The following is a 12686-nucleotide window of genomic DNA, read 5'->3' as shown; positions in this document are numbered from 1 at the left end:
CCCGCTTGCGGGAGGGACTCAACAAATAGTAAAAAAGACCCCGTACTGTATTACGGGGTATAACTCCTACTATTTTACTCGCTTCCAGCCTTTACTTGTTATTTTCAGTGTTTAGCGCATAATTAACATAACAAATAACAAGGATTGTTAATTATGACTTCTGATGAATTCGACCGCCTAAACTCCCTCTCTGAAAAAGCGCTTAATGAAACAGCTTCACGTAATGAATTAAAAGAATTTAATGAATTGCTTGAAGACTGGAATACTTCTGTCGAATTTAATTTAACTTATAGAACCTCTAACCTATTAACGTGATCCATAATTTGTCATTAGTTAGCGCTATATCTCATTCTCTGTCGCAATTTAATGATTGTTGGCTAAGGTCTTCTTGGTGCGCATTGGAGACATTAACTTTAAAATATTTGCCATATATTTTCTAATGAATTAGTCGTGTCATATTAGTGAGAAGTCTCAGTAATATTCAAGTTCTGATAAAAATACAAAATTTGTATTTCCTAAAGCTATGAAATTATGGGATATTAATGTCAATTAAATAATATTTATGGGGCGGACATTACTGAGAAGTCTCCATAATAAACTTTTATGTGTAAAGGATTATCATGAGTGAAACTGTAAGTATTGATGTACAAGCAACTCTAGGCGAAATAAAATTCGGTGAACCATCTGTAACTGTTACCGTTGGGCAGATCGAAGATGCTGTAGAAGGTGTTAGTAGTATTCCGGTTGATGCTAAAAAGGCTGTGAAAGATTTTGTATCACAAGTATTTGAAAACATCTCTGATGGGTTTCAAAATATTGAGGTCCCTTCTGAATTAGTTGATTATTCGCAAGAAATCTTAGAAATAATACAGAGTTTAGTAAATTACACATAACAAGCCATTCAAGCAGGACAAATAACAGTTGGCTATTTGCTCCTTCGTCGCTTATTTTAGCCAACTATTATTTGCCTCTTAATGGGGCGTTAGGTGCAATCAACGTGAAGAAGCTATCGTTAATCATATTACTTATTCTCATACCAATTATTACTTTCGTTAGTTATAGGGGGTACGAGGCTATAGCTCCTTTAAAGGCAATTTATGGTAGTCATCTCAGTATTAAATTGAGTGATACTAAAATTTATAACTCTTTCTATGAACCTATAGTAATTTGTGGTTCTTTGTACGAGTCAAATGGCGTTGAACGTGAATTTATAGCTTGGGGTGATGGGAAAGAACGATGGGTTCATATAGAGGGTAAGCATACTTTATTTCAAAGTATAAAAGGAACTGTATGCAAATAACGGCACCTAACAAGCAATTCAACAGGACTAAAAACAGTGGGCTGTTCGCTTCGCTCCATTTTAGCCCATTAATTGGGCGTTATGTTTATGGAGTTATCAGGTGATAGAAGTCGAATATGCAATTCCTTTTTTAACACTTTTTATAGGTGTTTTCATAGGGAACCGGTTTGCTTTAGGTCGTGATAAACGTAAAGAGTTTAATAATGCAATTCACCATCTAAGAGAAAAATTAATACATCAAATAGATTCACTCTCTGATCAAAGTTACGATGATGGAATCAATGAAAAAGAAATTGTTAAATTGGTGTCTCTACTAGGAGATAAGGAATCGAGTAAAATAATATCGGCTTATAAAAAATATTCAGATGCTAGAATGGAAGCCGTTACCAAAAAAGACGAGTATGGACAATTTACTATTAACCAAATAGGTTTTAATTTGTTTCTAGAGCAATCTAAGATCCTTCTTAAAGCTATGTCGTTAAAATAAACATCAAGCCATTCAAGCAGGACAAATAACAGTTGGCTATTTGCTCCTTCTTTAGCCAACTATTATTTGCCTCTTAATGGTGCGTTAGCGATACAAAATCTAATCCAACCTATCTAATTAGCTGTAATAGCTAATGTCTCTTTTGTGGCATTTACTGCCTTAATTAGGTTTAGATTAGGTATATAGATATTTTGCATTTAAGTCACCGGTAGGTGACTTTTTTCTTACCCCCGTCTAGTAATACGGGGGTAAAGTATTTTTAGAGTTCAGTTGTAAGATCTATGTACTAAGGCTTTTAGATTTTTGTTTTTTCTATTTTTTTAGCGCACTTTTTCTCTAGTATATATTTCCATTCATTTTTTTTGTTTTTAATTTCTTCGGATGATGTGAAAAAATAAAAATGTTCATTTGTATAGTTAGGTATTACTTGCCTTTCCAAAACTATATTTGTGTTGTAAATGAAGAGTACCTCATCATTTTTATAGTCTAAGAACATTTTTTTTATTCCGTTACTAACTATACCACCTAAACATTTTATCGTTTGTCCACTTTTTAAGGTAACGTCATATCTAGCTATATATCCATTACTAATACCCTTTGCTTCGTATTTGTGCAGTGTAAATGCTATATATATTTGAGATACCATGCTGAAAAGCAAAATAGCTGTTAAAACTTTCATTATTAGGAAATGTGAAAGGGGGACTTTCTTTTTTTCTTTACTAGGATTTTCAAGCTTTCTTATTTTTCTTATCTCTTCCTTGCACTTACTTAAATAAATTAAACCCCAAACACCAACAACGCTCCCAAGTATGTACGAAAGGGTTTTAAGCATAATGTTTTGAGTATTAGCTATTTGAAAAATGTCAGTGAAAGCGAAGTGTTCATAATATTTAACACCTAAATCACTTAATAGGTGTTTCGTATCTATGTATATAAACGAAGTAATCAATAAGATTGTTAATGAAACAAATATTAAATAGTGATTTTTAATTAATGTTAATTGTTGCTTAGCTATATTTCCTAACCTAAGTTTTTCTTCTGTTTGTATAGATTCTTTCATTTTTAAGACTTCCATATCAAAATACTTATTATAACTTTTATTGAGAGGTATTTTTCTGGTACTAAAATAAAAAACCCTTTACAACCTGTTGATTGTAAAGGGTATTATTTGGTGGAGCGGGGGGGAATCGAACCCCCGTCCAAAAAGCCTACATCCTTGGTACTACATGCTTAGTCGATTATTTGTTTAACCAATTAGACGCCAACCGACAGGCTTCGTCATGGTGAGCTTAATACTATTTCGCGGTTCAGCCTTAAGCGTGCTTCCCTCGCTATCCTATTTGGGGTGACCATCGATCCTCTAAACAATAGGAGAATTTTTGAGGCGATGGCTAGCCTAAGCGGCTAGTGCGAACGTATCGTCGTTTGCAATTATAGTTTTGCGGCTTTTTACCAGGCAAACCGCCCCTGGGCATGCACCTCGGGTTTCATGAATCTTGTCGAATCCTAGATCCGCCCCAAAGTTTTTACATCTTAATTATAAACTTATTCAGTCTATAAAGCGCATTGTACAGCGCTTCTTTTAAATAAACAACGTGTTAATTGTTAACTTGTTATCGATCTAAATTCTTATTTTTCATTAATCGGCCTTTATCAACAGCCCATTCTCTGTCTTTAATATCAGACCGCTTATCGTGGTCTTTCTTTCCTTTACCTAAATAAAATTCGAGTTTGACCCAATTGGCTTTCCAATACATCGCCGTGGCAATTAATGAATAACCATCTCGCTCTACAGCGGCGGTTATTTTCTCTAATTCGCGTCGATTCAACAGTAGCTTGCGGTCACGATTAGGTTCGCATACTACGTGACTAGAAGCAGCATTGAGCGGCATTATTTCAGCACCCAGTAAATAAGCTTCACCGTTTTTTACGTGTACATAACAATCAGAAATATTAACTTTTCCGCTACGGATACTTTTAATTTCCCAACCCTGCAGGCTCATCCCACCTTCAAACTTATCAGTTAAAGAATAGTTATGACGAGCTTTTTTGTTTAACGCAATAGTATTGCTGTTTGATTTTTTTTTCTGTGCCATTATATTTCCATTTTGTTTGCTATCAAAAATAGCAATCACAAACATTATACGGAGAATTATTGATATTTGAATGATTAATTTCAATTTTTCTGTTTAATGCCTTTTGCTCACGGCTTTGTTATCATTACCCTTTAAAGCTGAGGAATATAAATGCCCGTAATTAGTCGCAGCGCTTTAGTGATGTATAGCGTTGACCAAATGTATCAATTAATTAATGACATTGTTGCTTATCCTCAATTTATTCCAAATTGTGGTGACAGTAAGATAATTTCTCAGCAAGGTAATGAAGTTACTGCTGCTTTGATGGTTTCGAAGGGGGTGCTAAAAAAATGGTTTACCACCAAGAATACCTTGATTGGTGATAATAAAGTACAACTTGATTTAGTTGATGGTCCCTTTAAAAAGTTGACGGGTTACTGGCAACTTACTGAATTATCTGGAGAAGCTTGTAAGATTAGTCTGCATTTAGAGTATGAGTTTTCGAGTAAAGTATTCGATTTGGCATTTGGCCGTGTTTTTACAAGTTTGACGAATAATATGGTACAAGCTTTTACACAAAGAGCTAAAGAGGTTTATCATTCTAATGGTTGATAGCATAGAAATAGAGCAAGAACTTGCTCAACGTAAAATACAAATAGAAGTTGTTTATGGACTACCCGATAGACAAGAGCTATTGACGTTTTTAGTCGACGAAGGCACCTTGTTAGAGCAAGGTATTATTGCATCAGGCATTTTATCTGTTTTTGAAGAAATAGACCTAACCATAAATAATGTTGGTATTTGGAATCGAGTGGCTAAGTTAACAGATACTTTACGAGATTTAGATCGTATTGAAATATATCGACCGTTAATTGCTGATCCAAAAGAGGTTAGAAAGCGCAGAGCTGAAAAAGCAAAAAATGAAGGGCGTGCCGATAAAGTTACGGGTGGTCGCGTTGATCCTCGACGAAATAAGGCCAGCTAAAAAATTTACTGCAAAATGTAAAATAAAAAACGGCTGTTAAGGCCGTTTTTTATTGAACTAAAAGTACAGTACCAATTAGTTCACCATTGGCACATAAAAACTTTCCGATAATTCAAAGTCACCTTCAGCACTAATTAATGAGTCTTGGTCGAAAGATAGAATAAACTTTTTCTGAATGTTTAGTTCTTCACTTCGCCCTGATTTTAATGAGTAAACATAGTGCCAAGTGTCGTTGTTAAATGCATCGACAACAACGGGGCTACCTAATACAAATTTTACTTGTTCTTTATTCATACCTATTTGAAGTTTGTCAATATTCTTTTGTTCTAAAAAATTCCCTTGAGGAATGTCGATACGAAAAACCCAGCTTGAGCAGGCAGAAAGAGATAAGGCGATAGTAAGGGCTAAAATACGAAACAACATGATTATTCATTTATCCTAATAAGTTCAATAAGGGATAATAACTAAGCAAGCGGACAGATACAAAACTATTTTCAATTTATTTTGTTCCTGTTTATTTAATGACACGTACCTGCTTTACGTTAAATTGTATTATTAACCGGCAAGCAACTCTTGTGCGTTAGCTAAGCTATTATCAGTAATTTTATTTCCCGCTAATAAGCGAGCAATTTCTTGGACTCTACCATTCTCACTTAGTTCCGTCACTTTTGTTTCAGTAAATTCTCCATCTGTTAATTTACTGACAAATAACTGCTGATGTCCTTTGCTGGCTACTTGTGGTAAATGAGTAACGCATATTACTTGGGTGTTTTTTGCTAGCTCTTGCAGTTTGCTACCCACCATTGCCGCTGTCGGACCACTGATACCAACATCAACTTCGTCAAATATGAGTGTCGGCGTAATAACTTTATCAGCTAATATTACCTGCATCGCTAAGCTAATGCGTGATAACTCACCACCTGAAGCAACTTTATTCATCGCTTCTATTTTTTGACCTGGGTTAAGGCTGATTAAAAAGTTTATTTCATCAAGCCCGAACGGTGATAATGCCTCAACTTCAATTTGATTGACTGAAACTTCAAATACGCCATTGTTCATATTGAGTTCTTTCATGCTAAGTGTAATTTTTTTACTCATTATTTTAGCTGACTTTACTCTTGATGTTGATAACGTTTTTGCCGACTGTAGATAATGAGCTTTAGCTTTTTCAATGTCGATATATGCAGTGTCTAATCTTGAACCGTCTGAGTTTATTAAGTTCAATGCTTGTTTAATTTCCATATGCAATGTTGGTATGTATTCTGGTGCAACTTGATGTTTTTTACCTAATTTAATCGCCTGTGAATAGCGGTCTTCAATCATTTGATAAGCTTCTGGGTCGAGTTCAAGCCTATCGTAGTAATGCTTTAGCTCATCGTTTGCATCTTCAATTTGAATCAGCGCTTCTGCTAATGTTTTTGCTATGTCAGCTAAGCTTGGATCCATATGTGCTAAGTCATTCAATTGTTCACAATGAGTTCTCAGGCTATCTGTGATATTAAAGTCTTCATTTTCAGATAAGACCTGCAATGATTCCAATACACCACTTAATAATGTCTGACCGTTACTATGACGCTTGTAATCACTTTCTAACGTTTCAAATTCTTCCATCTGCAATGAAAATTCGTCTAACTCATTTACTTGGTATTGTAATAATTGCAGTTTAGCTTGACGCTGTTCTTTGCTTTCTTGCAACTTTTTTAATTCTGTTTTTAGATTTCGCCACTGCTGATAATAATATTGAACGTCGTCTAATAAATGCTGATGATCGGCATACTCATCAAGTATTTTTCGTTGTTGTGCTGGCTTTACAATGAGTTGATGGTCATGTTGGCCATGAATACTTATTAAAAATTGTGCAATATCTTTTAGTTGAGTAAGCGGTACTTGGCTGCCATTTATATAAGCTTTTGAACGGCCCTCTGCCGATATTACTCGGCGTAAAATACATTCGTAATCTTGCTCAGGGTCGTGTTCATCGGTAAGGGAAAGATCGTTGTTCTTAAGCCATTTTTGTGCGGAAATATTTTTCTTAATATCAAAGGTTGCCGCTAACTCTGCTTTTTTAGTATTTGGCCTTACAACGTTATTCAGCGCTCTATCACCTAAACATAAACCTAAGGCATCAATCGCTATCGATTTACCTGCGCCTGTTTCTCCGGTAATTGTTGTCATACCTTTGCGCCAATCTATATCTAAAGATCGGACAATTGCGAAGTTTTGAATGTTAAGTTGTAAAAGCATTTCGAAGCCAAATTACTGTGTAAATATATAACTGTTAATTTATACAGTAATTTGGGTTTGTGCAAGTATTAATCGCATAAAAATTCAACAGGCTGAATTTATTAAAAATTAATAAAGTTTATTACCCCAGCCTAATTTACTGCGTAGTACATTAAAGTAGTCATGATCGAGTGGATGGATCAATCGAAGGGTGTATGCACTTTTTCTGATAATAACTTCATCGCCAGGCATAACAGCCAATATTACGTGGCCATCACAGCTTACCTGTAAGTTTTCATAATTTTCATTGGCAAGCACTAATTTTATTTCACTGTTGCCGTCTACAACTATCGGTCTACTGGTTAAAGTATGTGGAAACATGGGAACTAAAGATAAAGCATTTAAATTAGGTGTCAGAATAGGGCCACCTGCAGACATTGAATAGGCAGTTGACCCCGTAGGTGTTGATACTATTAGGCCGTCAGAGCGCTGACTAAACATGAAACTGCCATCAATATAAACTTCAAACTCAATCATGCTGGCAACTTTTCCAGCATGAAGTACCGCTTCATTTACGGCACTGTTTGAACTTTTCAACTTACCATGACGATAAACTTCCGCTTCTATAATAAAACGTTGTTCACAGCGAGATTTACCTTGTAGAATTTCTTGGAGAGGTTCAAGTAATTCATCAGGCGATAAATCAGTAAGAAAGCCTAAGTTGCCTCTGTTTACTCCTATAACACCAACGTCGTAACACGATAAAACACGCGCAGCACCTAACATGTAACCGTCACCACCAACAACAATTGCGAGGTCAGCTTGTTCACCAATCTCCATTAAGGTGTTAACGGTGAGCTTGTCGATATCAATTGAAGGGGCAACAGAGCTTTCAATTAATACTTTGTAGTTCTGTTCTGTCAGAAATTGATAAAGCGCGGTGATTGTTGCGCTTGCTCCTTCATGGTTTGGTTTGCCAATTAAACCTATGGTATTAAAAATTTTACTCATGTCTACACTGTAAATTATTTTTGTCTTAGGGTTAATAATAGTTTCGCTGTATTTTAATGGCTTGTAAAGTTGACTTTTTATAAATGATTTACTTTATAGCTATTTGAGCCCGTATTTTGTATTTAGCAAAATTCAATAGGCTAAAGATAATGTGTTGATTAACGGCAATAGTCTTTTTCTCAAATCAATAATGTAGCTTAAACTTGCCTTTTGTGCCTTGGTCAGCGAATCGATAACTACAGGTTATTTCTTTAATATAGAATGTCTATATAAAAGATATGCTATTTTTTCAAGGTGCTATCAAGCTCTAAGTGTAAACAAAGTTAATTAAATAGGCATTAATGCTTGAAACGTAGCAAGAAGTCCCCATAATTACGGTTATCAGATTTATATAACCCTTATATTGTTAAATATACTATTAGTTTATTTTGGAGCTTTCATGACTAATGAGTCAACAGAAAATAAAAATACCGCTAAACCATCAACTGAAGCTTTAATGCCTGAAGAAACTTTGGTACAAGAAATTATTGATCAAGCTGAAGAGCAAGGTGAAGTACAAAATGTTTTTGTGCATGACGTAATTAGCGCAGAACAAGAAAAAATCAATAAGCTTGAGCTCAGTCTTTCTTCAGCACAAACGACCATTGCTGATCAAAAAGATTCTGTGGTTCGTGCTAAAGCAGAAGTTGATAATATTCGCCGTCGTAGCGCACAAGACGTTGATAAAGCACGTAAGTTTGCTTTAGAGAAATTTGCTGCTGAAATGTTAGTTTCAGTTGATAATTTAGAACGTGCTTTAGAGAATATTGATAAAGAAGATGAAAGTAATACCGCTATTATTGAAGGTGTTGAATTAACACTTCAAGGCTTAATTGCTTCTTTAGAGAAATTTGGTGTTAAAGGTGTTGACCCACAAAATGAACCTTTCAACCCTGAGTTGCATCAAGCGATGTCAATGCAAGAAGTTGAAGGCGTTGCACCTAATACCGTTATTGCTGTTATGCAAAAAGGCTATGAGCTCAATGGTCGTTTAATTCGTCCAGCGATGGTGATGGTCTCTAAATCTGCTCCGGCAGTAGATACAACAGTATAATTAAAAACAGAATAAAAAGCGGTAAGAAGTTGCTCATAAACTTCTTACCGCTTTTTTGTATTTAAGGATAAAAATTTTTTATTAAGCTGTTTTATCGTTATTTCAGTAAAAGAATCAAAAAAACTTCATAAATAGCTAAATAAAGAAATAAATTTACTTTTTTCTTTCAAAATAGTTGAAAAGAATTTTCCTGCCCCCACTATTTGTTTCATCAACAGGTTTATTAAAAAATCTTACTTTAATAAGCTTTATTTTAATTAGTATTCGGAGATCCTAAAGATGGGCAAAATAATCGGTATTGACCTAGGGACAACAAACTCTTGTGTTGCTGTACTAGATGGCGGCAAAGCACGTGTAATTGAAAATGCAGAGGGTGATCGTACAACGCCTTCAATTATTGCATACACAGAAGAAGGCGAAACATTAGTAGGTCAACCTGCTAAACGTCAATCTGTAACAAACCCAAAAAATACATTATATGCTATTAAGCGTTTAATTGGTCGTCGCTTTGAAGACGAAGAAGTTCAGCGTGATATTAAAATCATGCCATTTGGTATTGTTAAAGCTGACAATGGTGATGCTTGGGTTACAACACGTGATAAGAACGTTGCGCCACCACAAGTTTCAGCTGAAGTTTTAAAGAAAATGAAAAAAACAGCAGAAGACTTTTTAGGTGAAGCAGTTACAGAAGCTGTAATCACGGTTCCTGCTTACTTTAACGATTCACAACGCCAAGCAACTAAAGATGCGGGTCGTATTGCGGGTCTTGAAGTTAAACGTATTATCAATGAGCCAACTGCTGCTGCCCTTGCTTACGGCATGGACAAGCAAGAAGGCGATAAAGTTATTGCGGTTTACGATTTAGGTGGTGGTACTTTCGATATTTCAATTATTGAAATTGATGAAGTTGAAGGCGAGCACACGTTTGAAGTATTAGCGACTAACGGCGATACCCACTTAGGTGGTGAAGATTTTGATAACCGTTTAATCAACTATCTTGTCGCTGAATTCAAGAAAGACCAAGGCATGGATTTAACAACTGATCCACTTGCAATGCAACGTTTGAAAGAAGCAGCAGAAAAAGCAAAGTGTGAGCTTTCTTCAGCACAGCAAACTGATGTTAACTTACCTTACATCACTGCTGATGGCAGTGGTCCTAAGCACATGAATATCAAAGTAACGCGTGCTAAATTAGAGTCTTTAGTTGAAGACATGGTTAAAGCAACGCTAATACCACTTGCACAAGCACTTAAAGATGCAGACTTATCAGTAAGTGACATCAATGATGTTATTTTGGTTGGTGGTCAGTCACGTATGCCAATGGTACAAAAAGCAGTAACAGAATTCTTTGGTAAAGAACCTCGTAAAGATGTTAACCCAGATGAAGCTGTTGCAGCGGGTGCAGCTATACAAGCGGGTGTTCTTTCTGGTGATGTAACTGACGTTCTTTTATTAGACGTTACGCCATTATCACTAGGTATTGAAACAATGGGCGGCGTGATGACGAAAGTTATCGATAAAAACACCACTATCCCAACGAAACAATCACAAACATTCTCAACAGCTGATGATAACCAAGCTGCGGTAACGGTTCATGTTGTTCAAGGTGAGCGTAAGCAAGCATCTGCCAACAAATCTTTAGGTCAATTTAATCTTGAAGGTATCGACGCAGCACCACGTGGTACGCCACAAATCGAAGTAACTTTCGATATTGATGCTGATGGTATCTTGCATGTTACTGCTAAAGATAAGAACACAGGTAAAGAACAAAAAATTACCATTAAAGCTTCTTCTGGTTTATCTGATGAAGAAGTAGAGCAAATGGTACGTGACGCAGAAGCTAACGCTGATGAAGATGCTAAGTTTGAAGAATTAGTAACAGCACGTAACCAAGCTGATGGTCTTGTTCACTCTACTCGCAAGCAAATTGTAGAAGCGGGCGAAGACTTACCAAGCGAAGACAAAGAAAAAATTGAAGCTGCATTAACAGAACTTGAAGCTGCAATTAAAGGCGAAGATAAAGAAGCGATTGAAGCTAAATCTCAAGCCGTTGTTGAAGCATCAGCTAAGTTAATGGAAATCGCTCAAGCGAAATCTCAAGCGGGTGCTCAAGAAGGCGCTCCTGAATCAGACGGCGCTGCGCCAGCTGATGACGATGTTGTTGACGCTGAGTTTGAAGAAGTTAAAGAAGACAAATAGTCTTTAGTTAACGAAAAAATAAAAGCGCTGGTTTAAACACCAGCGCTTCTTACGTTAAAAATCGTTATAAAATGCCATTGAAAATAGCTAACTATTTATAATGTCATTTTACTCAATTAATATCTAAAAATTTAAATACCAGTTAAAAGAAGTCACTATGTCAAAACGCGATTACTATGAAGTGCTAGAAGTGTCAAAAGATGCTTCTGAGCGTGATATCAAAAAAGCCTACAAACGTTTAGCGATGAAGCTTCATCCTGACCGTAATGCCGGTGATAAAGACAAAGAAGAGCAATTTAAAGAAGTTAAAGAAGCTTATGAAATTCTAAATGACGACCAAAAGCGTGCTGCTTTTGACCAGTATGGTCATGCGGCATTTGAACAAGGTGGCCATGGTGGTGGTGGACATGGCGGTGGAGGCTTTGGTCAAGATTTTGGTGATATATTTGGTGATATTTTTGGTGGTGGCCGCGGTGGTGGTCGTCAGCAACGTCAACAACGCGGTTCAGATCTTCGCTACAATCTAGATCTAAGCCTTGAAGATGCCGTTCGGGGTAAAACCTTAGAAATTAAAGTACCTACTTATGTAAGTTGTGAGCCTTGTGATGGCTCTGGCGCTAAAAAAGGCACTAGTGCAAAATCTTGTACAACGTGTCATGGCCATGGCCAAGTACAAATGCGTCAAGGTTTGTTTGCTGTCCAACAAACGTGTCCAACATGTAGTGGTAAAGGTAAGGTTATTGCTAGCCCTTGTACTTCATGTCGCGGTCAAGGCCGTGTTGAAAAAACTAAAACGCTTTCAGTGAAAATTCCTCCAGGTGTCGACACGGGTGACAGAATTCGTTTGTCTGGCGAAGGGGAAGCTGGCGAGCATGGTGCACCAGCAGGTGATTTATATGTACAAGCCAACGTTCGTGACCATAAAATATTTGTTCGTGATGAAAACAATCTTTATTGTGAAGTCCCTATTAGTTTTACTACAGCAGCATTAGGTGGCGAAATAGAAGTACCGACACTTGAAGGTAAAGTTAAACTTAAAATACCTAAAGAAACACAAACCGGTAAAATGTTCCGTTTACGTGGTAAGGGTGTTAAGTCAGTACGTAGCCATTCAATTGGCGACTTAATGTGTAAAGTTGTGCTTGAAACACCGGTTAACTTGTCTGGTGACCAAGCTGATTTACTGCGTCAGTTAGATGAAAAAATGGGTAAAAGCACCATAAAACATAGCCCGAAAGAAACCGGTTTCTTTGATGGCGTTAAAAAGTTTTTTGATGACTTAAAAAGCTAAGTTACTTTTAGATAGGGGGAAT

Annotated in this window: 13 protein-coding genes and 1 other RNA gene; 8 read left to right on the top strand and 6 right to left on the bottom strand. The window is 36.4% G+C overall.

All coding sequences use genetic code 11. The features are described from left to right. The first annotated feature begins 153 nt into the window (after positions 1 to 153). The 3 genes from H4J73_RS04065 to H4J73_RS04055 all read left to right on the top strand — a co-directional run bounded on the left by H4J73_RS04065 (position 154) and on the right by H4J73_RS04055 (position 1787). A complete protein-coding gene (locus H4J73_RS04065) occupies positions 154 to 315 on the top strand; it encodes a hypothetical protein (protein ID WP_182223234.1) in 162 nt (53 codons plus the stop codon). Positions 316 to 620: 305 nt separating this feature from the next. After that, positions 621 to 893, top strand: a complete 273-nt coding sequence (locus H4J73_RS04060) for a hypothetical protein (RefSeq protein WP_182223235.1) — start codon at positions 621 to 623, stop codon at positions 891 to 893. Positions 894 to 1400: 507 nt separating this feature from the next. Continuing rightward, positions 1401 to 1787 (top strand): hypothetical protein, encoded by a 387-nt coding sequence (locus H4J73_RS04055; RefSeq protein ID WP_182223236.1) that lies wholly within the window; start codon positions 1401 to 1403, stop codon positions 1785 to 1787. 295 nt (positions 1788 to 2082) lie between these two features. On the opposite strand, the gene H4J73_RS04050 is transcribed toward H4J73_RS04055, so the two are convergent. From H4J73_RS04050 to smpB, 3 genes are all read right to left on the bottom strand, one after another. After that, on the bottom strand, positions 2083 to 2847 hold the full coding sequence (locus tag H4J73_RS04050; protein ID WP_182223237.1) for a hypothetical protein: 765 nt from the start codon (positions 2845 to 2847) through the stop codon (positions 2083 to 2085). Between the two features lie 109 nt (positions 2848 to 2956). Further along, positions 2957 to 3306, bottom strand: a transfer-messenger RNA (tmRNA) gene (gene ssrA / locus H4J73_RS04045). Positions 3307 to 3400: 94 nt separating this feature from the next. Continuing rightward, complete coding sequence (smpB, locus tag H4J73_RS04040; RefSeq protein WP_070377008.1) at positions 3401 to 3883, bottom strand: SsrA-binding protein SmpB; 483 nt, start codon at positions 3881 to 3883, stop codon at positions 3401 to 3403. Positions 3884 to 4033: 150 nt separating this feature from the next. Between smpB and H4J73_RS04035 the strand changes: the two genes are divergently transcribed. Both H4J73_RS04035 and H4J73_RS04030 read left to right on the top strand, forming a co-directional pair. Beyond that, entirely contained in the window at positions 4034 to 4474 is a 441-nt protein-coding gene (locus tag H4J73_RS04035; protein ID WP_182178138.1) for an SRPBCC family protein, read from the top strand. Continuing rightward, on the top strand, positions 4467 to 4847 hold the full coding sequence (locus tag H4J73_RS04030) for an RnfH family protein (protein ID WP_182178136.1): 381 nt from the start codon (positions 4467 to 4469) through the stop codon (positions 4845 to 4847). The genes H4J73_RS04035 and H4J73_RS04030 overlap by 8 nt, the downstream gene beginning before the upstream one ends. A gap of 75 nt (positions 4848 to 4922) precedes the next feature. Here the strand turns inward: H4J73_RS04030 and H4J73_RS04025 are convergent, their stop codons facing one another. The 3 genes from H4J73_RS04025 to nadK form a co-directional block, all read right to left on the bottom strand. Continuing rightward, the gene (locus tag H4J73_RS04025; protein ID WP_182178134.1) at positions 4923 to 5270 is read right to left on the bottom strand and encodes an outer membrane protein assembly factor BamE; all 348 of its coding nucleotides are present in this window, start codon (positions 5268 to 5270) and stop codon (positions 4923 to 4925) included. 132 nt (positions 5271 to 5402) lie between these two features. Next, positions 5403 to 7091, bottom strand: coding sequence for a DNA repair protein RecN (recN, locus tag H4J73_RS04020; RefSeq protein WP_182178132.1), 1689 nt, complete (start codon positions 7089 to 7091; stop codon positions 5403 to 5405). Between the two features lie 108 nt (positions 7092 to 7199). Beyond that, complete coding sequence (gene nadK, locus H4J73_RS04015) at positions 7200 to 8081, bottom strand: NAD(+) kinase (RefSeq protein ID WP_182178130.1); 882 nt, start codon at positions 8079 to 8081, stop codon at positions 7200 to 7202. Between the two features lie 439 nt (positions 8082 to 8520). Between nadK and grpE the strand changes: the two genes are divergently transcribed. The 3 genes from grpE to dnaJ all read left to right on the top strand — a co-directional run bounded on the left by grpE (position 8521) and on the right by dnaJ (position 12664). Continuing rightward, positions 8521 to 9174: a nucleotide exchange factor GrpE gene (grpE, locus tag H4J73_RS04010; RefSeq protein WP_404851836.1), complete on the top strand. Its 654-nt coding sequence runs from the start codon at positions 8521 to 8523 to the stop codon at positions 9172 to 9174. 279 nt (positions 9175 to 9453) lie between these two features. After that, a complete protein-coding gene (gene dnaK / locus H4J73_RS04005; RefSeq protein WP_182178128.1) occupies positions 9454 to 11373 on the top strand; it encodes a molecular chaperone DnaK in 1920 nt (639 codons plus the stop codon). Between the two features lie 157 nt (positions 11374 to 11530). Further along, complete coding sequence (gene dnaJ, locus H4J73_RS04000; protein ID WP_182178120.1) at positions 11531 to 12664, top strand: molecular chaperone DnaJ; 1134 nt, start codon at positions 11531 to 11533, stop codon at positions 12662 to 12664. Positions 12665 to 12686 lie beyond the last annotated feature (22 nt).

Origin of the sequence: Colwellia sp. MB3u-41 (assembly GCF_014076845.1) — a bacterium.
In the GTDB taxonomy this organism is placed as follows: domain Bacteria; phylum Pseudomonadota; class Gammaproteobacteria; order Enterobacterales; family Alteromonadaceae; genus Colwellia_A.
This window is presented reverse-complemented; position numbering and strand designations above follow the sequence as displayed.